At 63.7% G+C, this 20,418-nt stretch carries 18 protein-coding genes; 11 read left to right on the top strand and 7 right to left on the bottom strand.

Annotated elements, in window-relative coordinates; all coding sequences use genetic code 11:
• The first annotated feature begins 193 nt into the window (after positions 1-193).
• From PH586_RS09665 to PH586_RS09650, 4 genes are all read left to right on the top strand, one after another.
• On the top strand, positions 194-1,417 hold the full coding sequence (locus tag PH586_RS09665) for a CaiB/BaiF CoA transferase family protein (RefSeq protein WP_271347558.1): 1,224 nt from the start codon (positions 194-196) through the stop codon (positions 1,415-1,417).
• 381 nt (positions 1,418-1,798) lie between these two features.
• Positions 1,799-2,599 carry a TIGR04255 family protein gene (locus PH586_RS09660; protein ID WP_271347557.1) on the top strand — a complete coding sequence of 267 codons (801 nt, stop codon included), beginning with the start codon at positions 1,799-1,801 and terminating at the stop codon, positions 2,597-2,599.
• Positions 2,599-3,288 (top strand): helix-turn-helix domain-containing protein, encoded by a 690-nt coding sequence (locus tag PH586_RS09655; protein WP_271347556.1) that lies wholly within the window; start codon positions 2,599-2,601, stop codon positions 3,286-3,288. The genes PH586_RS09660 and PH586_RS09655 overlap by 1 nt, the downstream gene beginning before the upstream one ends.
• A complete protein-coding gene (locus tag PH586_RS09650) occupies positions 3,281-4,189 on the top strand; it encodes a hypothetical protein (RefSeq protein ID WP_271347555.1) in 909 nt (302 codons plus the stop codon). The genes PH586_RS09655 and PH586_RS09650 overlap by 8 nt, the downstream gene beginning before the upstream one ends.
• A gap of 321 nt (positions 4,190-4,510) precedes the next feature.
• Here PH586_RS09650 and PH586_RS09645 read toward each other — a convergent pair whose 3' ends face one another.
• On the bottom strand, positions 4,511-4,765 hold the full coding sequence (locus tag PH586_RS09645) for a transmembrane sensor/regulator PpyR (protein ID WP_271347554.1): 255 nt from the start codon (positions 4,763-4,765) through the stop codon (positions 4,511-4,513).
• A 61-nt stretch (positions 4,766-4,826) separates the two neighbouring features.
• Positions 4,827-6,008 (bottom strand): NO-inducible flavohemoprotein, encoded by a 1,182-nt coding sequence (gene hmpA / locus PH586_RS09640; RefSeq protein ID WP_271347553.1) that lies wholly within the window; start codon positions 6,006-6,008, stop codon positions 4,827-4,829.
• A gap of 214 nt (positions 6,009-6,222) precedes the next feature.
• On the opposite strand from hmpA, the gene norR reads away from it, so the two are divergent.
• The 5 genes from norR to PH586_RS09615 all read left to right on the top strand — a co-directional run bounded on the left by norR (position 6,223) and on the right by PH586_RS09615 (position 12,736).
• Positions 6,223-7,770 (top strand): nitric oxide reductase transcriptional regulator NorR, encoded by a 1,548-nt coding sequence (norR, locus tag PH586_RS09635; protein WP_271347552.1) that lies wholly within the window; start codon positions 6,223-6,225, stop codon positions 7,768-7,770.
• Positions 7,771-8,070: 300 nt separating this feature from the next.
• The gene (locus PH586_RS09630) at positions 8,071-8,349 is read left to right on the top strand and encodes a hypothetical protein (protein ID WP_271347551.1); all 279 of its coding nucleotides are present in this window, start codon (positions 8,071-8,073) and stop codon (positions 8,347-8,349) included.
• Positions 8,350-8,444: 95 nt separating this feature from the next.
• Entirely contained in the window at positions 8,445-9,110 is a 666-nt protein-coding gene (locus tag PH586_RS09625; RefSeq protein ID WP_271347550.1) for an ABC transporter ATP-binding protein, read from the top strand.
• The gene (locus PH586_RS09620; RefSeq protein ID WP_271347953.1) at positions 9,110-11,587 is read left to right on the top strand and encodes an FtsX-like permease family protein; all 2,478 of its coding nucleotides are present in this window, start codon (positions 9,110-9,112) and stop codon (positions 11,585-11,587) included. Before PH586_RS09625 ends, PH586_RS09620 begins: the two co-directional genes overlap by 1 nt.
• Positions 11,588-11,635: 48 nt before the next feature.
• Positions 11,636-12,736 carry a lipocalin-like domain-containing protein gene (locus tag PH586_RS09615; RefSeq protein WP_271347549.1) on the top strand — a complete coding sequence of 367 codons (1,101 nt, stop codon included), beginning with the start codon at positions 11,636-11,638 and terminating at the stop codon, positions 12,734-12,736.
• Between the two features lie 75 nt (positions 12,737-12,811).
• Here the strand turns inward: PH586_RS09615 and betA are convergent, their stop codons facing one another.
• The 3 genes from betA to betI all read right to left on the bottom strand — a co-directional run bounded on the left by betA (position 12,812) and on the right by betI (position 17,094).
• Positions 12,812-14,497, bottom strand: a complete 1,686-nt coding sequence (betA, locus tag PH586_RS09610) for a choline dehydrogenase (RefSeq protein WP_271347548.1) — start codon at positions 14,495-14,497, stop codon at positions 12,812-12,814.
• A 190-nt stretch (positions 14,498-14,687) separates the two neighbouring features.
• Positions 14,688-16,160 carry a betaine-aldehyde dehydrogenase gene (gene betB / locus PH586_RS09605; protein WP_271347547.1) on the bottom strand — a complete coding sequence of 491 codons (1,473 nt, stop codon included), beginning with the start codon at positions 16,158-16,160 and terminating at the stop codon, positions 14,688-14,690.
• Between the two features lie 331 nt (positions 16,161-16,491).
• On the bottom strand, positions 16,492-17,094 hold the full coding sequence (betI, locus tag PH586_RS09600) for a transcriptional regulator BetI (protein ID WP_271347546.1): 603 nt from the start codon (positions 17,092-17,094) through the stop codon (positions 16,492-16,494).
• 219 nt (positions 17,095-17,313) lie between these two features.
• Here betI and PH586_RS09595 point away from each other — a divergent pair, with 219 nt between their 5' ends.
• Complete coding sequence (locus PH586_RS09595) at positions 17,314-17,502, top strand: CopG family transcriptional regulator (RefSeq protein ID WP_271347545.1); 189 nt, start codon at positions 17,314-17,316, stop codon at positions 17,500-17,502.
• 45 nt (positions 17,503-17,547) lie between these two features.
• On the opposite strand, the gene PH586_RS09590 is transcribed toward PH586_RS09595, so the two are convergent.
• Positions 17,548-19,209, bottom strand: coding sequence for a SulP family inorganic anion transporter (locus tag PH586_RS09590; RefSeq protein ID WP_271347544.1), 1,662 nt, complete (start codon positions 19,207-19,209; stop codon positions 17,548-17,550).
• A gap of 174 nt (positions 19,210-19,383) precedes the next feature.
• Between PH586_RS09590 and PH586_RS09585 the strand changes: the two genes are divergently transcribed.
• On the top strand, positions 19,384-19,614 hold the full coding sequence (locus PH586_RS09585; protein WP_271347543.1) for a hypothetical protein: 231 nt from the start codon (positions 19,384-19,386) through the stop codon (positions 19,612-19,614).
• Between the two features lie 284 nt (positions 19,615-19,898).
• On the opposite strand, the gene PH586_RS09580 is transcribed toward PH586_RS09585, so the two are convergent.
• Positions 19,899-20,204 (bottom strand): panthothenate synthetase, encoded by a 306-nt coding sequence (locus PH586_RS09580; protein WP_271347542.1) that lies wholly within the window; start codon positions 20,202-20,204, stop codon positions 19,899-19,901.
• Between the last annotated feature and the right edge of the window lie 214 nt (positions 20,205-20,418).

Genomic DNA, 20,418 nt, shown 5'->3' with positions numbered 1-20,418 from the left:
TCAGGCCGGCGTCGAGTAGGCGCATTACGCACAGCAACTAGGGGCAGCCCCCGTACATTGGCAATGTTGTCTCGCTATGGAGTGAGGATTTGGCACAGTTGCGTGCGAAATCCTCGTTTGCCCGGGCAGCGCCAGACTCCTAGGATGAACGCATGCGTGTTGTTGCACGCGGCCATTCCCTGGAGTTGAAGCTATGTCCGGCGCCCTGTCGCATATCCGCGTTCTTGACCTGTCCCGCGTGCTCGCCGGGCCTTGGGCCGGGCAGATTCTGGCCGACCTCGGCGCCGAGGTGATCAAGATCGAACGCCCAGGCAGCGGCGATGACACCCGTCACTGGGGCCCGCCGTTCCTCAGGGACGCCGCGGGCGAGAACACCAGTGAGGCCGCCTATTACCTCTCGGCCAATCGCAACAAGCAGTCACTCACCGTGGATTTCACCCAGGCCGAAGGCCAGCGCCTGGTGCGCGAGATGGTGGCCAAGGCCGACATCCTGATCGAGAATTTCAAGGTCGGCGGCCTGGCCGCCTACGGCCTCGATTACGCCGCGCTGAAGGAACTGAACCCGAAGCTGATCTACTGCTCGATCACCGGCTTCGGCCAGGACGGCCCCTACGCCAAGCGCGCCGGTTACGACTTCATGATCCAGGGCCTCGGCGGCTTGATGAGCCTGACCGGACGCGCCGATGACGAAGAGGGCGCCGGGCCGGTCAAGGTCGGCGTGGCCCTGACCGACATCCTCACCGGCCTGTATTCGACCGCGGCGATTCTGGCCGCCCTGGCCAGTCGCGACCAGACCGGCAATGGCCAGCACATCGACATGGCCCTGCTCGACGTGCAGGTCGCCTGCCTGGCCAACCAGGCGATGAACTACCTGACCACCGGCGTGGCGCCGCGCCGGCTGGGCAATGCCCACCCGAACATCGTGCCCTACCAGGACTTCCCCACGGCCGATGGCGACATCATCCTCACGGTCGGCAACGATGGCCAGTTCCGCAAGTTTTGCGAGGTCGCCGGCCTTACGGCTTTGGCCGCCGACTCGCGTTTTTCCACCAATCAGGCCCGCGTCGCCCATCGCGCCGAACTGATTCCGCTGATCCGCCAGGCCACCGTGTTCAAGACCACCGCCCAATGGCTGGCGGCCCTGGAACAGGCCGGCGTGCCCTGCGGGCCGATCAATGACCTGCAGCAGGTCTTCGCCGACCCGCAGGTGCAGGCCCGAGGCCTGCGCGTCGAGTTGCCCCACCCGCTGGCCGGCAGCGTGCCGCAGGTGGCCAGCCCGATTCGCCTGTCGGCGACCCCGGTGCAATACCGCAATGCCCCACCGCTACTCGGCGAACACACCGAGCAGGTGTTGCAGCAATGGCTGGGTTTGAGCCTTGAGCAGATCGACCAACTGCGTCAGGCCGGGGTGCTCTAGGAACCTGTCGGACTTGATGGGTAATTGCACAGACTTGCCCACCCATCTGCATTCGACCTGACCGGCACGCTTCTTGGCCATGACCGGCAGAGAACGACCCGAAGGGCAAAAAACGGCCAGTAGCAGACCGTTTGAAGTGGAAAATTTAATAGCTCTATCTCTCGCAGGCTGTTGCGCGAACGACCTATATCCTGTCTAGCCTTTAGCCGGCCCCCTTTAAAAATGCGGACATAAAGCTGCTTAGATTGAGGCTCGCTTGGAGCGACGCGTTTTTTCCACAGACTCTGTGGACAAGCTGTGTGTTACGACTAGGATAGTGTTTACTTTGGTGTATAGTCGCCGCCAAAGCTACCTACTGACCACAGCCTTATAGGCGAAAAAATGACCATCCGTACCGGCATCCTTACCCACTCGCCCCTCACCCATGTGATCGCGTCAGTGCGTTTCGCACCATGGGCTCGCCTACCTAGTAAAATCGCCGAGATTCAAGACGAAATGCGTGACATCGCACCACTGATGAACACGATTCAAATTGAGCAAATGGGGCCGACCCCGCTGAATCCGGTGAAAAGCGATGCGTGGATGCTGATGTCGTCAGATAAAAGCTACTGCTTTCAGTTTGCTAATGATCAATTGCTTATGTTCACAACTAAATACACTAGATTCAATGATTTTATAGGAAAGTATGAAAAAGCTCTTTCTGTACTTTTAAATCACATGCGTTTTGTAGATGTATTGAACATGGGTGTTCGATATGTAGACAAAATTACGGCAAAGCCTGATGAAAATATTTCTAACTATATTTCTAAAGCTTGGCTGCCTCCTCAGTTATCAGAGCACACCAGCGTAGGCGGCACAATTCTTGGTGAGTACCGAAAAGAAGATTCTCGACTAAGAGTTTCTGCTCAGTCGATGCCAGGAGCGCTTCCCATTCCGCATGATGTTCTTGGGTTGATAATGATGACTCAGCAGCCACATACAGAATTTAAGCTCCTTGGCACTGGCCTTAACGAACTAATTCTTGACATGGATGCGGTAGCGTTATTTGAATCTCCTCGGCGAATGGAGAAATCTTTAGTACTTGCGGGACTTAAATCTCTTCATGATTTAGCAAATGACTTTTTCCGTCATCCAGATGTACTGACTGATCATGCCTTCCGTACATGGAAAGGAGAAGCATAATGTTAGTAATGGATACGTCTACTTGTCTGGTCGATCAATACTCCACCAGTATGGTAGCAAATTATTCCGCTTGGCCGTCTGAGGCCTCCGCACCAATTGCATTTCAAGTTGCTGATCTATACAAGCAAGAAGATATTTATACCTCTTTCATTAGAAAGAAAAGCTTCACCGTATATATAAATTCAGAACTTTTCGATCCGAAATTCGAGCTTTATCGCGCACTCGATAGTGTTTTGAGTGCAAACGACGAGAAATACGGCGAGGCCGGCAAACCACTACCTTTTTCGAATAGATTGACATCAGTTCAAGATCAACTTTCTTTGTCGATAACTCAAGTTGCGGAGCTGTTCGGTGTAACTCGAAAATCAGTATATGACTGGTATGATGATAAGAGCATGCCTCGCGCTGCAACTGTCAACAGAGCAGAAATTCTTTTAGATATCATTAAGGAAAGCCCCCAAGATATCGACTTATCCCGATTGAAAACCGTCTGGAATATACCGACATCTGGAAGGTCATTTTTAGCAGTTTTGAACGATGAGTCATTATCCGTGGGCGAGCTTAAGTCATTCGCTTTGGAGAAAATAGTCGAGCTAAGCCCTCGCTTGGGTCAGGCTACCAATCGGAGCATCGACATGCGTCAAGGAACCTCTCATCTAATCGACGTAGATCGGTCAACAGATGTCTAGTGCATTAGCTGAGGCCATCAAGCAGGGGGAGTGGTGGCAGGGCTCAGTTTTGCGCGCCAACAGACTCGACGGAGATCTGCAGGGAAGTACTGACGATGACTACTGGGTAATTGCGTCTCAAACATGCAATCTCTACAGTCAAAATTTTGAACAGATTCCGGTATTTGAGATCGTCTCAGCGAAAAAAATAGAGAAACCCGACCCTGCATTTGTCAAAGGGGACCATCCTCGAATTTTACATGTCAGGGGGAGGCTGGACGCAGAACTCGTATATTTCGCCATCGACATCCAACGCCGGGCTTGGCTCCCTCGCCAAATTTTAGCCGAAATTGGTAGGCCAGACTTCCATTTGATCGACGAACCAAAAGAGGGCGGAGATAATTGGGAAAAAAACCAGTGGCTTGACGCTTTTTCTGGATGGCTGGGCCGAAGCTACACACGTGTGGCCTTACCGGATGAGTTTAACGATGCCTTGAGCAGTTCAAGAATCAAAGAGATCTTGCATTCGAAACTTACTAAACATGCTGACAAATTGTATGGGATTTTTATCAGCCTGAGCCCGGACAGCGATGAGCCGTGGGCCGGGGTTTTGGGACTTATGCCTCCCCCCTATCTGCTCAGCATTAAACTGGTAACATATAATGATGAAGATCCTTCGGCCCTGAAGGACGCGCTTGCCAAGCAACTATTTGACGCCACGATAGAAAGTGGTCGTGACGAGACTGGGAAAAAAACCCTTATTTCTCGAGCGGATCTGGCTCGTTCACATCGCGTCAGAATAGTTAAGCAAAGCATAGAAGCAGTCACCACAGGAGAGATATACTTGGATGAACTTAAAGAGTACATCAGATACTCCTTGGTAGATCACCTGTCAAGTGCCTCAATGGCGTCTCCGGCCTAAAGAGCTCTACCTGCCACTATCCATTAAAGTATGCTGCCCCCCCCCCCCTAAAAAAATCCATATCGACTTCGCCCTAGACCCAACTCCAATTATTGCTCAAAGTTATCTCTTGTAGGTGCATCATTACATTGCGGAATGATGGTCTAAGCAAACCGGCACATTCATTACTTCGAACACGGGTTTCCATAAAGAGTTATGAATGTAACTAAAATTAAACGTCCGCTTTTGGCCGTTCTCTGCCGATCATGGCCACGCTGCTGCGACTCTTGGCGTGCGCGCGGCGCATCCTCGCCGGGTGGGCGATTCAGCCGTTCGCCCGGTTCAGGCCGCGCAGTAGCAGGCCGTGGCGGTGCCAGCGGGTGCCGGTTTTTCGGCGAGCAGGCGCATCACGTAGCCGATTTTCAACAGCGCCGGACCGAGGATGGTCAGGCTGTGGGCACCGACCAGGGTGCCCAGGCTGAGGTGTTCGGCCCAACCGTAGGCGCCGAACACGCCCAGCAGCAGGGCGACGCCACCGCTCGACAGCAGCTGGTTGGACAGGCGACGCAGGCGTTGCGGGCAATCGAACAGGCTCATGACAGGTACTCCTATTGCTGGAGCCGCCCGGCGCAAGCGCGCCGGACGGGTCGACCTCAGTTCAGGCCTCCAGCGAACTGGCCGGGCCGAAGAACTCGTAGTGGCTCTGCTGCTCCGGTACGCCGAGTTCGCGCAGGTGCTTTTTCACCTGGGCCATGAAGGGCTTGGGGCCGAGGAAGTAAGCGTCCAGGTCGCGTTCCTCTGGCAGCCACTCGGCCAGTTGCTCGCGGGTCAGGAAACCTTCGGCATGGCCCTGGTCTTCGTCGCGCGGTTCGCTGTAGCAGACGAAGTGCCGCACCTGCGGGTGGGCCAGGGTCTGGGCGTCGACCCAGCCGCGGAAGGCGTGCACACCGGCATGGCGGGCGCAGTGGATGAAATGGATCGGCCGGCCATGCCCGCGCGCCGCTTCGAGCATGCTCAGCGCCGGGGTGATGCCGACGCCGGCGCTGATCAGCACCAGCGGCTTGTTCGACTCACGCAGGACGAAATCGCCGGCTGGTGGGAACAGCTCCAGGCGGTCGCCGACCTGGACCCGGTCGTGCAGGTAGTTGGAGGCCTTGCCACCGGGCTCGCGCTTGACGCTGATGCGGTATTCGCGACCATTGCCGCAGGCCGACAGCGAGTAGTTGCGGCGCAGTTCCTCGCCATCCAGTTGCAGGCGCAGGCCGATGTACTGACCCGGCTGAAAGTCGAGCAGCGCGCCGCCGTCTTCCGGCACCAGGTGCAGGGAGACGATCTCCTCGCTTTCCACGATCTTTTGCGCCACCCGGAAGCCGCGGGCGCCGCGCCAGCCGCCCTTGGCTTCGGCGTTGGCGGCATAGGCGCCCTCTTCGGCATCAATCAGGATCTGCGCCAGCTGACCATAAGCGGCGCCCCAGGCGTCGATCACTTCGTCGGTGGCGATCTGCTCGCCGAGCACCTCGCGAATCGCCCGCAACAGGCAGCTGCCGACGATCGGGTAATGCTCGGGCAGGATCTGCAACGACACATGCTTGCTGACGATCTGCCCGACCAGCGGGCCGAGGGCCTCCAGGCGGTCGATATTGCGGGCGTACATCAGCACGCCGTTGGCCAGTGCGCGTTGCTGGTCGCCGCTGGCCTGGTGCGCCTGGTTGAACAGGGGGCGAACCTGCGGATATTCGCCGAGCATCAATTGGTAGAAGTGGCGAGTCAGGGCTTCGCCGCCGGTTTCCAGCAGCGGCACTGTGGCCTTGATCAGGGTGCGTTGTTGGGCAGTGAGCATTGAGTGGTTCCTGTGTGGGCTGTGCCGCCTGAGGGGCGCCGGTCAATCATCGAGAAGCATTCGGCCGGCGCGCTCAGGCGTGCTAAGTTCATGGTGCTTAGGATGGTGCACAGCTCGTGCCACTTTTATAGTCCAATAATTTCAATGGCTTGCATGCATTGCTGTCTTTATGACTGTTGGCGTATTCGAGTCTTTATGACACCTGGTAGTCTTTATGACAGCAAATCCACTGCTCACGGCATTGATCCCCCTGGTCGCCGACCTGTCCCGCGAGTTGCCCGAGGCCGAGCGCTATCGGCGCCTGTTGCTGGCGCTGCGCCAGCTGTTGCCGTGCGATGCGGTGGCCTTGCTCAGGCTCGAGGGCGAGGTGCTGGTGCCGCTGGCGGTTGATGGCTTGAGCACCGATACCCTGGGGCGACGCTTCAAGCTGGGCGAGCATCCGCGCCTGCAGGCCTTGCTGGCGCAGCGCGGGCCGACCCGCTTCGCCACGGACTGCGGCTTGCCCGACCCCTATGACGGTCTGGTCGAGGGCCATCGCGGCCACCTCGAGGTGCATGATTGCCTGGGCTGTCCGCTGTACCTGCAGGATCAGCTGTGGGGCCTGCTGACCCTCGATTCGCTGGACCCGGCCAGCTTCGGCAGGGTCGACCTGGACACCCTGGCGGCCTTCGCCAGCCTGGCCGCCGCCACCGTGATGGCCAACAACCGCATCGCCCAGTTGTTGCGCCGGGTCGAGGACGAACACCAGTTGGCCGAGGTCTACAAGCAGGCTGCCGACCAGCACCGGCCGCGCGAGCTGATCGGCCAGAGCCCGCAGCACAAACGGCTGCTGGAGGAAATCGCGCTGGTCGGCGACAGCGAACTGACGGTGCTGATCAGCGGGGAAACCGGGGTCGGCAAGGAGCTGGTGGCCGAGGCCATCCATGCCGCCTCGGCGCGGGCCAAGCGGCCGTTGATCAGCCTCAACTGCGCGGCCTTGCCCGAGACCCTGGTCGAGAGCGAGTTGTTCGGCCACGTGCGCGGCGCCTTCTCCGGTGCGGTCAACGAGCGCAGCGGCAAGTTCGAGCTGGCCGACGGCGGCACCCTGTTTCTCGACGAGGTCGGCGAGTTGCCGGTGGTGGTGCAGGCCAAGTTGCTGCGGGTGCTGCAGAGCGGCCAGTTGCAGCGGGTCGGCTCGGATCGCGAGCACCGGGTCAATGTCCGGGTGCTGGCGGCGAGCAATCGCGACCTCGCCGAAGAGGTGCGCGCCGGGCGCTTTCGCGCCGACCTCTACCATCGCCTGAGCGTGTACCCGCTGAAAGTCCCGGCGCTGCGCGAGCGCGGTCGCGACGTGCTGTTGCTGGCCGGCTACTTCCTCGAGGAGAATCGTCCGCGCCTGGGGCTGCGCGGCCTGCGCCTGACGGCCGATGCGCAGAAGGCCCTGCTGGGCCACGACTGGCCGGGCAACGTACGCGAGCTCGAGCACCTGATCGGCCGTGCCGCGCTCAAGGCCTTGTCGGCCTGCGCCGAGCGCCCGCGCATCCTCAGCATCGACTGCCAGGCCTTGGACCTGCCACAGCCTCAAGCCACTGCCGAAACGCCGCCGCTGGCGCTGCCCGCAGCCGGCGGCGTGCCGCTGCGCGAGGCCCTGGATGCCTACCAGAAGCAGTTGATCAGCCAGACCCTGGCCCGTCACGAGCACAGATGGGCCGACAGCGCCCGCGAGCTGGGGGTGGATCGCGCCAACCTGATCCGTCTGGCCCGGCGTTTGGGCCTGAAGTAAGTCGCTCGCGAGCCAGGCGCTGGCCGGGGGTTCGGCACATCCGCAGCAGGCCTTGATTTAGGTCAATACCGTTTGCCTGCTCGGCCTCTAGCTTGGAACAAGACCCCGCAGCCGAGGGCAGCTGATGCTGTTACGGCATGGCGAATGCCCTCCGCTGCACGCGCAATCTGCATGCGCAACAGCTGCGCAGGCCGCCACGGCCGATGCGCAGTCCGGATTTGCCCCATGCGGCGGGCAGGTTCGACGCGAGGCCCGCTAGAGGTCGCCTGATCAAACCGTCCGCACGGCGAGAGGGACATCATGAGCAGCAAGCAGAGCCTGCGTCTGTCGATCGACCTGGCCAAGCGCCTGAATGCCTACCTGCGTGCGGCCAGTGCGCAGGCTGCCGAGGGCCGACTCGACAGGGCGCCCAGCGATCGGCAAGGCCGCCGGGAGGCGTTCGAGCGCCTGCTGGCGCTGATTGAGCCGAGCGCCGAGACCCGGCCGCGCGAAGACTCGTCCCCTGGGCGCGACGAGGATCCCCGCAGGGCAACGACTCCGGCGCAAGAGCCACAGGGCGGCACCTGCCGCTGCAGGTGACGGTGGCTTTGCTTTACTGAGAGAGGCGTCGCCCTTGTCCGGCCGGGTGCGGGGGTTCCTGGCGGCACCATCCCCCGCGCTCAGGTGGCAGACAGATGCTCAAAGTCCAGGGCTTGTGCAAGAGCTATACGACGCCCCAGGGCACGCTGGCGGTGCTGCGTGGCATCGACCTGGAACTGGCGACGGGTGAGAGCCTGGCCCTGATGGGCGAGTCCGGCAGCGGCAAGAGCACCCTGCTGCACCTGTTGGCCGGGCTGGATCGCGCCGATGCCGGGCGGATCGAGGTCGACGGCCGCGTGCTGGACGACCTCGGTGAAGGGCAGCTGGCGGCCTGGCGGCGCAGCGGTATCGGTCTGGTCTTCCAGCAATTCAACCTGATCGCCAGCCTGCGCGTCGCCGACAACCTGGCCTTCCAGGCGCGCCTGGCCGGCCGCCATGACCCGCACTGGCAGGCCGAACTGGTCGAGCGGCTCGGTCTGGCGGCCCTGCTTGGGCGCTACCCCGAACAGCTCTCGGTCGGCCAGCAGCAGCGGGTCGCCCTGGGTCGGGCGCTGGCCGTGAGGCCGCCGCTGCTGCTGGCCGACGAGCCCACCGGCAGCCTGGATGAGCGCAGCGCCGACCAGGTGTTGACCCTGCTGCTGGAGCTGCTCGCCGGCAGCTCGACCAGCCTGCTGATGGTCACCCACAGCGCCAGCCTGGCGGCCCGCCTGCAACGGTGCCGGTGCCTGCAGGGCGGGCGCCTGCTGGAGGCGGCCGGATGATGCGCCGCCTGTATTGGACCCTGAGTGCGTTGCTCAGTCATTGGCGCCGCCATCCGCTGCAATTGTTCAGCGTGCTGGCCGGCCTGTGGCTGGCCACCAGCCTGTGGGCCGGGGTGCAGGCGCTGAACAGCCAGGCCCGCGACAGCTATGCCCGCGCCAGTCAGCTGCTCGGCGGCGCCGAGCGCTACAGCCTGGTCGCCCGCGATGGCGGCAGGATTGCCCAGCAGCACTTCATCGAATTGCGCCGCGCCGGCTGGCCGGTCTCGCCGTTGCTGCAAGGGCGCCTGCGCCTGCAGGGGCAGCGCGAACAGCGCCTGCAGTTGATCGGCATCGAGCCTTTGACCCTGCCGGCGGGCAGCGCGCTGGCCGGGCAAACGCGCGAGCGCCGGGACCTGGCGGCTTTTCTCGGCCGGCCCGGGCGCAGCTGGATTGCCGCCGACACCTTGGCCGAGCTGGGTCTGCCAGCCGGGGCGCAGCCGCTCAGTGCATCCGGTCAGCGCCTGCCACCACTGGCGGTGTGGCCGCAGCTGGCGCCCGGGGTGCTGCTGGTGGACATTGGCGTGGCCCAGCGCCTGCTCGACGCTCGCGGCCAGCTCTCGCGCTTGTTGCTGCCGGCCGCGTTCGCCCGCGCCGCACCGCCGCTGCCGGCGGAACTGGCCACGCAGCTGGTGCTGCAGCGCGGTGACCAGGGCGCCAATCTGGCCCAGCTCACCGACAGTTTTCACCTCAACCTCAGCGCCCTCGGCCTGCTGGCCTTCGTCGTCGGCCTGTTCATCGTCCACGCCGCCATCGGTCTGGCCCTGGAGCAGCGCCGGGTGTTGCTGCGCAACCTGCGCAGCTGCGGGGTGAGTCTGCGCGGCCTGCTGGTCGCCCTGGTCGTGGAGCTCGGCGTGCTGGCGCTGCTCGGCGCGGTCGCCGGCTTGCTCAGCGGCTATGCCGTGGCGGCCTGGCTGTTGCCGGATGTCGCCGCCAGCCTGCGCAGCCTGTATGGCGCCGAGGTGGCCGGGCGGCTCAGCCTGGCGCCGCAGTGGTGGCTGGGCGGCCTGCTGGTCTGCCTGTTCGGGGCCTTGTGCGCGGGCGCCGGCAGCCTGCTGCGCGCCGCGCGTCTGCCGCTGTTGGCCCTGGCCCAGCCCGAGGCCTGGCAGCAGGCCCAGGCGCGCTGGCTACGGCGTCAGGGCTGGCTGGCGGCGCTGCTCGGCGGTGTGGCGCTGCTGGCGCTGTGGTTCGGCGACAGCCTGGCGGCCGGCTTTGTCCTGCTCGCCGCCTTGCTGCTGGGTGCGGCACTGGCCTTGCCGGTGGGCCTGAGTCGCGTGCTCGAGGCCTGGCTGCCCCATTGCCGTACGCCGCTGGCCCAGTGGTTCGTCGCCGACAGCCGCCAGCAACTGCCGAGTCTGGCGCTGGCGTTGATGGCCCTGTTGCTGGCGCTGGCGGCAAACATCGGCGTCGGCAGCATGACCGCGGGCTTTCGTCAGACCTTCAGTGGCTGGCTCGACCAGCGCCTGGCCGCCGAACTCTACCTGAACCCGGTCGACACCAGCCAGGCCACGGCCATAGAGGCCTGGTTGACCAAGCAGCCGCAGGTGCGCGCGCTGCTGCCGAGCTGGCGGGTCGAGCTGCAACTGCAGGGCTGGCCGGCACAACTGAACGGTATCCGCACGCAAGCGTATTACCGCGCGCACTGGCCGCTGCTGAGCGCCAGCGCCGGGGCCTGGGAGCGCCTGGCACGGCAGCAGGGCTTGATGCTCAGCGAGCAACTGGCGCGGCGCCTCGACCTGCACCTGGGCGAGCGCCTGCGCCTGCCCACCCCGAGCGGTACCTGGGAGCTGGAGGTGCTCGGCATCTACGCCGACTACGGCAATCCCAGGGGGCATCTGCTGGTCGATGCGGCAGGCCTGCAGCGCCACTGGCCGGGGCTGGCCCCGCGCAGTTTCAGCCTGCGCCTGCCGGCCGCAGAGGTGCCCGCGTTGATCCAGGCGCTGCAGGCGCGCTTTGCCCTGGACGACAGTCGGGTGATCGACCAGGCCGCGCTCAAGGCCTGGTCGAACCGGGTATTCGAGCGCACCTTCGCCGCCACCGCCGCGCTCAACAGCCTGACCCTGGGCGTGGCCGCGGTGGCGCTGCTGATCAGTTTGCTGACCCTCGGCCAGACCCGCCTGAGCCAGCTGGCGCCGCTCTGGGCGCTGGGCGTCGACCGCAGGCGCCTGGCCTGGCTGAGTCTCGGCCAGACCCTGTTGCTGGCCGTGCTGACCCTGCTCCTGGCGCTGCCGCTGGGCCTGTTGCTGGCCTGGTGCCTGGTCGCGGTGATCAACGTGCAGGCCTTCGGCTGGCGCCTGCCGCTGCAGGTATTCCCCGGCCAGCTCCTGCAGTTGCTCGGCCTGGCGCTGCTCGCCACCCTGCTGGCCGCCGCCTGGCCGCTCTGGCAACTCGGCCGCAGCACCCCGGCGGCGCTGTTGCGCAGCTTCGCCGATGAACGCTAGGAGGACTCGCTGATGGATCGCGTGCGCTCATGCAATGGTAGGAGGCCGATGGCATACGGGGGCGAGAGACACAGCGCCAGTGCCTTCCTGGCGTTGCTCGCCGGCCTGCTGCTGCTCGCCGCCTGCGAGGCCGAAACGCCGCCGGCCGTGGGCTTCGCCGGACTGGGTGGTTCGGCGGCGGGTTTTGCCCGGGTCGCGCCGGGGCGGGCGCTGGGGTTTCCGGCCGACCACGGCGCGCACCCGGACTACCGCATCGAGTGGTGGTACCTCACCGCCAACCTGGAGGACGCCCAGGGCCGCGCCTGGGGCGTGCAGTGGACGCTGTTTCGCAACGCCCTGCAGCCGGGTTCGCATGAGACGGACTGGCGCAACCAGAACCTGTGGATGGGCCATGCCGCCCTGACGGGGGCGGACGGTCATCGTTATGCCGAGACCTTCGCCCGCGGCGGTATCGGCCAGGCCGGGGTGATGGCCGAACCCTTGCAGGCCTGGATCGACGACTGGCAGCTAGCCAGCCACGGCCCGGCCAATGGCGGCCTGGGCGAGCTGGAGCTGAATGCGCGCGGCGCGGGCTTCGGCTATCGCCTGCGCCTCACCAGCGCACGGCCGCCGGTGCTGCACGGGCGTAAGGGGTTCAGCCAGAAGTCCGCCCAGGGCCAGGCCTCCTATTACTACAGCCAGCCGTTCTTCCAGGCCGAAGGCAGCCTACTGCTGGACGGCCAGCGACATGCGGTCACGGGCCAGGCCTGGCTCGACCACGAGTGGAGCAGCCAGCCGCTGGCGCCCGATCAGCAGGGCTGGGACTGGTTCTCCCTGCATCTGCAGACGGGCGAGAAGCTGATGCTGTTCCAGTTGCGCCAGGCCGGCGGCGCGCATTACCGCGCCGGCACCTGGATCGCGGCGGACGGCCAGGCCCAGTCGCTGAGCGAGGCGGACATCGAGATGGTCCCCGTGCACTTCAGTCGCGTTGCCGGCCGGCGCCTGCCGACCGCCTGGCGCCTGCGCATCCCCGCCAAGGCGTTCTCCATCGACACCACGCCGTTGCAGGAGCAGGCCTGGATGGCCACCCGCTTTCCCTACTGGGAGGGACCGATCCGGTTCAGCGGCAGCCACCAGGGCGTTGGCTACCTGGAAATGACCGGCTACTGAGAGGCTGTGAAAAAACTCCCGCCTGGAGACGGTCTCGCTGCGGCGCTCGATCTTTTCACAACCTCTGAACCGTATTCAGCTGCGCTGCGGGGTGTGGCGCACCGGTGCGTTGCCCGCCACGTAGTAGGGCGCGGTGCTGCGCGGCAGCGGCGTGCGCCCGCGGATTTTGTCGGCGATCTTCTCGGCCATCATGATGGTCGGTGCATTGAGGTTGCCGGTGGTGATCAGCGGCATGATCGAGGCATCGACCACCCGCAGGCCTTGCATGCCGTGCACGCGGCCCTGGCCGTCGACCACTGCCATAGCGTCTTCGCCCATCTTGCAGGAGCAGGACGGATGGAAGGCGGTTTCCGCATGATCGCGGACGAAGGCATCCAGTTCGGCGTCGCTTTGCACCGCGGCACCGGGGCTGAGTTCACGCCCGCGGAAGGGGTCGAGTGCCGATTGGTTCATGATCTCGCGGGTAATGCGGATGCCGTCGCGGAACTCCTGCCAGTCCTGGGGGCTGGACATGTAGTTGAACAGGATGCTCGGGTGCTGGCGCGGGTCTTTCGACCTGGCCTGGACGCGACCGCGGCTCGGCGAGCGCATGGAGCCGACATGGGCCTGGAAGCCGTGCTCCTTGACCGCGTTGCTGCCGTTGTAATTGATCGCCACCGGCAGGAAGTGGTACTGGATGTTCGGCCACTCGAACTCGGCGCTGGTGCGGATGAAGCCACCGGCCTCGAACTGGTTGCTGGCGCCGATGCCCTTGCCGAGGAACATCCACTTGGCGCCGATCTTCGGCTGGTTCCACCACTGCAGCGCCGGGTACAACGAAACCGGCTGCTTGCAGGCGTATTGCAGGTACATCTCCAGGTGGTCCTGCAGGTTCTCGCCGACCCCGGGCAGCTCGTGGACCAGCGGAATGTCCAGCTCACGCAGCAGCGCGGCCGGGCCGACGCCCGACCGCTGGAGGATCTGCGGCGAAGCAATGGCGCCGCTGCACAGCAGCACTTCGCGGCGCGCCTTGACGGTGGTCGGGCTGGTGCTGTCGCCCTGCAGGTAGTCGACGCCAATGGCGCGCTTGCCGCTGAACAGGATGCGGTCGGTGAGGGCGTGGGTGACGATGGTCAGGTTCGGCCGGCCCTTGGCCTGGTCGAGATAACCGCGCGCGGTACTGGCGCGCCGGCCCTGCGGGGTCACGGTGCGGTCCATCGGGCCAAAACCTTCCTGCTGGTAGCCGTTGAGGTCGTCGGTGCGCGGGAAGCCGGCCTGCACGCCGGCCTCGACCATGGCGTGGAACAGCGGATTGTTGCCGGTCTTCGGCGTGCACACGCTGACCGGGCCATCGCCGCCGTGGTAGGCGTTGGCGCCGCTGTCGCGCGTTTCCGCCTTGCGGAAATAGGGCAGGCAGTCCAGGTAGCTCCAGTCTTCCAGGCCCTTGTCCTTGGCCCAGCCGTCGTAGTCGAGGGCGTTACCGCGGATGTAGCACATGCCGTTGATCAAGGATGAGCCGCCCAGGCCCTTGCCGCGCCCGCACTCCATCCGGCGGTTGTTCATGTGCGGCTCCGGCTCGGTCTCGTAGGCCCAGTTGTAGCGGCGGCCCTGCAGCGGGAAGGCCAGGGCGGCGGGCATCTGGGTGCGAAAATCCAGGCGGTAGTCCGGGCCGCCGGCTTCCAGCAGCAGCACGCTGACGTCGGCATCCTCGGTCAGGCGGGTGGCCAGCACGTTACCGGCCGAGCCGGCGCCGATGATGATGTAGTCGAATTCTTGGGACATGGGCGTTACCTGTATTGACGGGTCTGCGCCGGCCATAAGGGCGGGGCGCAAGACCGGGCTTGGTCATGCGGCCGATCGCTCCGCGCCGAATCCTGGCGGGTCGATCGGGCTGGCGAGCGGGTGGCTGAGGCGGCGTTGCCTGGCCTGCGGCCGGGCAGTGCGCGCCGCTCATCCACCGATCACTCGCCGCTCAAAACACCGAGGCGTAGGCGCCCAGTTCCACCTGGACCGACTTGGTCCGGGTGTAATGCTCCAGGGTGCTCAGGCCATTTTCGCGGCCGACCCCGGACTGCTTGTAGCCGCCCACCGGCATTTCCGCCGGCGACTCGCCCCAGGTATTGATCCAGCAGATACCGGCTTCCAGCTGGTGGATGACCCGGTGCGCGCGCGCCAGATCACGGGTCACCACGCCAGCCGCCAGGCCGTAGTCGGTGTCGTTGGCGCGGCGGATCACTTCGTCTTCGCTGTCGTAGACCAGGATGCTCATCACCGGGCCGAAGATTTCTTCGCGCACGATGGTCATCTTGTCCGTGCAATCGGTGAACACGGTGGGCGCCACGTAGGCGCCATCGGCGAATTCACCCTCGGTCACCCGCTCGCCACCGATCAGCAGGCGTGCGCCTTCGCTACGGCCCTTGGCGATGTAGCCGAGCACGCTCTCCATGTGGGCCGAGCTGACCAGCGGGCCGAAGTTGGTGGACTCAATCTGCGGGTTGCCCAGGCGAATGCGCTTGACCCGCTCCAGTACCTTGCTCTCGAAACGCGCCTGCAGCATGCGCGGCACGAACACCCGGGTGCCGTTGGTGCAGACCTGGCCGGAGCTGTAGAAGTTGGCCATCACCGCGATGTCGGCGGCGCGGTCGAGGTCGGCGTCTTCGAAGATGATCAGTGGCGATTTGCCGCCCAGCTCCATGGTCACTTCCTTCAGCGACGAGCTGGAGGCGCTGGCCATGACCTTCTTGCCGGTGACGGTGCCGCCTGTGAAGGAAATCTTCTCGATGCCCGGGTGTTCGGTCAGCCACTGGCCGACTTCGCGGCCGCTGCCGGTGAGCACGTTGAACACGCCATCCGGCAGGCCGGCTTCGCTGTAGATTTCGGCCAGTTTGAGGGTGGTCAGCGAGGTGACTTCGCTGGGCTTGAAGATCATCGCGTTGCCAGCGGCCAGGGCCGGAGCGGATTTCCACAGGGCGATCTGGATCGGGTAGTTCCAGGCGCCGATGCCGGCGACCACGCCCAAGGGCTCGCGGCGGGTGTAGACGAAGGCACTGTCGCGCAGGGGGATCTGCTGGCCTTCGATGGCCGGCACCAGGCCGGCGTAATACTCGAGCACGTCGGCACCGGTGACGATATCGACGTAGCGGGTCTCCGACAGCGGCTTGCCGGTGTCGAGGGTTTCCAGCTCGGCCAGTTCGTCGTTGCGTTCGCGGAGGATGTCCACGGCCTTGCGCAGAATGCGCGAACGCTGCATGGCGGTCATCGCTGCCCAGACCTTCTGCCCGGCGGTGGCGCTGGCCACCGCGCGCTCGACGTCGGCCTGGCTGGCGCTCTGCACGTTGGCGAGCACTTCACCATTGGCCGGATTGATGCTTTCGAAGGTGGCGCCGCTGGTCGAGTCGACATAGCGACCACCGATGTAGAGCTTCTGTTCGTCGAATCGGGGCATGGTGGAGTCCTCTCTTGTCTGTGGTCTGCGCAAGGCTGGCTGGCGGCTTCAGTGCGCCTTGGCCAGATGGGTCGGCAGGTTCAGTGGCGCGCGCGGCGTTACTGTCCAGGCCGGAAGAGTGAAATCCAGCCTACGTGATTTTTATTGAACGATCAATCAATAATAATTATCCGGAACGACTCGTGGCGGTCTGGATACGACAAGCGGGGTGTTCAGGCGGGGCAGGGCTTTGTGCGCGGCGTGCGGGTGCCGGCCGAGTGTCCGGCGTGACTCGTGCGGGGGAATCAGCGAGTGTTTCGATCGCGCCCGGATTAGTTGCGCCCGGGCAGGATCAGGCGGCCTCGAGTTGCTGCTTGGCCAGTTGCTGGTCGAGATAGTCGTAGGCGATCTGGATCGCCTGCTCGGTGTCGAAGTCGCCGCCGGACAAGGCGCCGCGCAGCCAGAGACCGTCGATCAGGGCGGCCAGACCGCGTGAGGCGGCGCGGGCCTGCGGCACGGGCAGGATGCGGCGGAACTGGCAGCACAGGTTGGAATCCAGGCGATGGTCGTTGACCCGCTGCAAGCGGCGCAAGGATGGCTGGTGCATGCTGCTGGCCCAGAAGGCCAGCCAGGTCTTCATGGCCGGGCCGCTGACCTGGCTGGCGTCGAAGTTGCTGTCGATGATCGCGCGCAGATGCGCGCGCGGACTGTCGTCCTTGAGCGCTGCACGGCGCGCGCGCGAGGCTGTGCTCAGGGCCTGCATCAGGTGGCGCATGGTGGCGTCGAGCAGGCCGTTCTTGTCCTTGAAATAGTGGCTGATGATGCCATTGGAAACCCCCGCCAGCCGGGCAATATAGGCAATGCTGGCATCGCCCATGCCGACCTGGTCGACGGCTTCGAGGGTCGCCGCAATCAATTGCGAGCGGCGGATCGGTTGCATTCCGACCTTGGGCATCGGTGTCTCCGTGGGTTGGATTTTTGGCTGGGTGGGGGCGCAGTCTAGGACGATTTTTATTGAACGATCAAATAATTATGCGGATTTAGCCGAAGCTTGCCGCTGTGGCTGGGCGGATCGCAAGCCCTCGGCCCGGCTTGGCAGGGCGCCGTGCCGTGACAGCCGCGGCTTCTACTATTATAATTTGATTAACATCAGATTAGAGTGATTGGCGATTCTATGGAAAGCAAGACTGCGCGTCTCACCGTGCTGATTGATCCGGTCAAGAAGAAGGCGTTCGAGGAGCTGTGCGCCGGACAGGATCTGACCCCTTCCCAGGTCGTGCGCCAACTGATTCGCGATTACCTCGAGAGCCACGGCGTCACCTACGCCACCCAGAGCAAGCGCGGGCCCGGCGCCAAGCCATGATCCGCCGAGCGGCTCAGCCTGGTGCTCGGCCATGCCTTGGTCGACTCAGCCATGACCCGGTGTCGGTTCGCTCGCCGCGAAGGGGCCCAGCGCGGCGTTGAAGTCGGCGTGGTAATGCTCTGCACCGATCAGGTGCAGGATGCCTACCTTATCCAGCTTGGCCAGCACCTTGCGGTTCGCCTCGCAGAGTTTCACCACTATCTTGCGTTTGTGCAGTTGCTGGATCACTTCCTCCAGGGTTTGCAGGCCGGTGATATCCATGAATGGCACGCGGTTCAGGCGAATCACCAGCAAGCGCGGGTCGGTGTGGGTCTGGGCCAGCGCGCGCTCGAAGGTTTCTGCTGCGGCAAAGAACAGCGGTCCTTCAATGGTGTACACCAGCACGCCGGCTGGCAGGCGGCTTTGACCGCCAACGCGTAACTCCGCTTCGAGTTCCTGTTCGACGACCTGCTGAACCTCCACGGAGGCGGCCATGCGGCGCATGAAGTGCAGCATCGCCAGGATCACGCCGATGTTCACGGCCACCACCAGATCACTGAATACCGTCAGACCGAAGGTGATCAGCAGAATCGCCACGTCGGCCCGTGGCGCCCGCAGCACCATGCGTTTGAAATGGCGCAGTTCGCTCATGTTGTAGGCAACCACGAAGAGGATCGCCGCCAGTGCGCACAGCGGTATGTCCGAGGCCAGCGGGGCCAGGAACAGGATGATCAGCAGCAGGGTGAGCGCGTGCATGATGCCGGCGAGCGGGCTGGTGCCGCCGTTACGGATATTGGTTGCCGTGCGCGCAATCGCGCCAGTGGCAGCGATGCCGCCGAATAAGGGTGTGAGCAGGTTGGCAATGCCCTGGCCGACCAGTTCCTGGTTGGAGTCATGCTTGGTGGCCGTCATGCCGTCGGCCACCACCGCCGACAGCAGCGACTCGATCGCCCCCAGCATGGCAATCGCAAACGCCGGGCCGATCAGCTCGATAACCCGCGGCAAGCTGACTTCAGGCAGAGCGAAATCGGGCAGGCCCTGGGGGATACCGCCAAAGGCACTGCCGATGGTGGCCACGCCATCGAAGTGAAACAACGCCTGGATCAGCGTGACCAGCAGCATCGCCACCAGCGGGCCGGGCACGCGCTTGAGACCCGGAAGCGTTGGCGCCAGCAGCACCAGGCTCAGGCTGAGGAGGGCCAGCAGCGTGGTGGCCGGGTGCAGCTGGGGCAGCGCCTGGAGCAACTGCCAGACCTTCTCGTGGAAGTGCTCACCGTCGACTCTGGGCAAGCCGAAGAAGTCTTGCCATTGGCCGACCCAGATGATCACCCCGATCCCGGCGGTGAAGCCGACGATCACCGGGGCGGGAATGAACTTGATCACCGAGCCAAGCCGGGTAATACCCAGCAACAGCAGCATGACCCCGGCCATCATGGTGGCGATCTGCATGCCGGCGATGCCGTGCTCGGCGGTGATGCTCGCCAGGATCACAATGAAAGCGCCGGTCGGCCCGGCGATTTGTACACGACTGCCACCAAACAGGGAAACCAGTACGCCGCCAATGATCGCGGTATAGATGCCTTGCTCCGGCTTGACCCCGGAGGCCATGGCAAAGGCCATTGCCAGTGGCAGCGCCACTATCCCGACGATGATTCCGGAGACCAGATTGTTCAGCCAGTGCTTGCGCCCCAGCAGGCCGGCCTTCCAGGCTTCGCGTACTGCAATCATGGTGAGCTCCTCTGCGAGTGCATGTGCATGATATTATCATGTGGTGATAATAACGCGGCTCTTTGATCGAGCGTCCCGAGGCCCGTTGCAGAGCTTTTCTGGTTGAAGCGTAGCGGCGCAGGCGACTGACATTGAGCGCACAGGTGCGCGCGCACCTACCAGCGGGAGACCGAGATGAACCGTAACGACGTCAAGACCAAACATGCCGAGGGCGTCACCTTCGACACCCATGTGATTGCCAACCCGACCAACCTCAAAGAGTGGATCGTGTTCTTCAAGAAAGATGCGGGGAGAAGCTATTTCCTGGTCGATGAGCGCGAGGAAGTCGAGTCATTTGTTCATCTGGATGACTTGATCGACGAGTTGCGCGAGCTGGGTATGAAGAACGCCGAGATTCATTTTTAACCGCCGAATCACGCCTGGTCCCGGGGGAGTGGGCCGCACGGCCAAGGCCATGACTATGCCGGTCGGTGTGACCCGCAAGGCGCGGTACGAAGATGAAAGCGTGCTGTGAGTAGCCGCCGTGACGGCATGCATGACGGCGGGGGGAGGGCGCGAATTCATCGCCCAGGCGAAACGCTCGGCTCGGAAAATGAAGACGCGCGCTTTTGCCCTGTGGAGCCGGAGTCGATGTGCAAACGCCGAGGCGCCGCTTGCTGCTGTCCCCGTGCGTGGCGGTCAGGCGGCATTTACGCCCATTGCTTGCCTAGCTCTTCCAGCCCTGCCATTTGCAGGTCTTCGGGACTCATCAGGATGCGGAATCTGCAGTCGGCCTGGAGGTTGAGGAAGAAGGGCTCCGCCAAGGCGGGGATATCCGACGACTCTTGCACGTCAACGATAAAGATACCGCCGCGCTTGCCGTCTTGCTCAGTGAAGTAGGCTGCTTGCGGCTTGATGGCTTCGAGGATGCGGGCGATGACGTCGCCCACTTTGCCGGTTCTCACGAGGGTATTGAATGGCTCGAGTGGGAACTCGACGGTGAGGAGCATTTTCATGACAGGACTCCAGCTTGTTGCGGTACGTGGAGGGGGTTCCGCTGACGGCCCATGACGCGGAATGCGCTGTCGCGTTGCCTTGCCCGTCGTCCTGAAAACCCTTGCAGTTCCTCGAAAACGCGACCGGTGCTGGCTAGCTGATCTGACTGGGAGCTAGCACAGTTAACCCTAGTTGTCGCCCATTTGCCTGTCCAGCACCCAGCAGACCTGCGGT

Source organism: Pseudomonas aestuarii (assembly GCF_027988105.1).
In the GTDB taxonomy this organism is placed as follows: Bacteria; Pseudomonadota; Gammaproteobacteria; order Pseudomonadales; family Pseudomonadaceae; genus Aquipseudomonas; species Aquipseudomonas aestuarii.
This window is presented reverse-complemented; position numbering and strand designations above follow the sequence as displayed.

Bases quoted from the DNA above. Each gene is read 5' to 3' on its own strand.
- betI (WP_271347546.1), bottom strand. From the start codon at position 17,094: ATGCCCAAGGTCGGAATGCAACCGATCCGCCGCTCGCAATTGATTGCG.
- PH586_RS09615 (WP_271347549.1), top strand. From the start codon at position 11,636: ATGGCATACGGGGGCGAGAGACACAGCGCCAGTGCCTTCCTGGCGTTG.
- PH586_RS09630 (WP_271347551.1), top strand. From the start codon at position 8,071: ATGAGCAGCAAGCAGAGCCTGCGTCTGTCGATCGACCTGGCCAAGCGC.
- betA (WP_271347548.1), bottom strand. From the start codon at position 14,497: ATGTCCCAAGAATTCGACTACATCATCATCGGCGCCGGCTCGGCCGGT.
- betB (WP_271347547.1), bottom strand. From the start codon at position 16,160: ATGCCCCGATTCGACGAACAGAAGCTCTACATCGGTGGTCGCTATGTC.
- PH586_RS09620 (WP_271347953.1), top strand. From the start codon at position 9,110: ATGCGCCGCCTGTATTGGACCCTGAGTGCGTTGCTCAGTCATTGGCGC.
- PH586_RS09660 (WP_271347557.1), top strand. From the start codon at position 1,799: ATGACCATCCGTACCGGCATCCTTACCCACTCGCCCCTCACCCATGTG.
- PH586_RS09595 (WP_271347545.1), top strand. From the start codon at position 17,314: ATGGAAAGCAAGACTGCGCGTCTCACCGTGCTGATTGATCCGGTCAAG.
- PH586_RS09650 (WP_271347555.1), top strand. From the start codon at position 3,281: ATGTCTAGTGCATTAGCTGAGGCCATCAAGCAGGGGGAGTGGTGGCAG.
- PH586_RS09655 (WP_271347556.1), top strand. From the start codon at position 2,599: ATGTTAGTAATGGATACGTCTACTTGTCTGGTCGATCAATACTCCACC.
- PH586_RS09580 (WP_271347542.1), bottom strand. From the start codon at position 20,204: ATGAAAATGCTCCTCACCGTCGAGTTCCCACTCGAGCCATTCAATACC.
- PH586_RS09590 (WP_271347544.1), bottom strand. From the start codon at position 19,209: ATGATTGCAGTACGCGAAGCCTGGAAGGCCGGCCTGCTGGGGCGCAAG.
- norR (WP_271347552.1), top strand. From the start codon at position 6,223: ATGACAGCAAATCCACTGCTCACGGCATTGATCCCCCTGGTCGCCGAC.
- PH586_RS09665 (WP_271347558.1), top strand. From the start codon at position 194: ATGTCCGGCGCCCTGTCGCATATCCGCGTTCTTGACCTGTCCCGCGTG.
- PH586_RS09645 (WP_271347554.1), bottom strand. From the start codon at position 4,765: ATGAGCCTGTTCGATTGCCCGCAACGCCTGCGTCGCCTGTCCAACCAG.
- PH586_RS09625 (WP_271347550.1), top strand. From the start codon at position 8,445: ATGCTCAAAGTCCAGGGCTTGTGCAAGAGCTATACGACGCCCCAGGGC.
- PH586_RS09585 (WP_271347543.1), top strand. From the start codon at position 19,384: ATGAACCGTAACGACGTCAAGACCAAACATGCCGAGGGCGTCACCTTC.
- hmpA (WP_271347553.1), bottom strand. From the start codon at position 6,008: ATGCTCACTGCCCAACAACGCACCCTGATCAAGGCCACAGTGCCGCTG.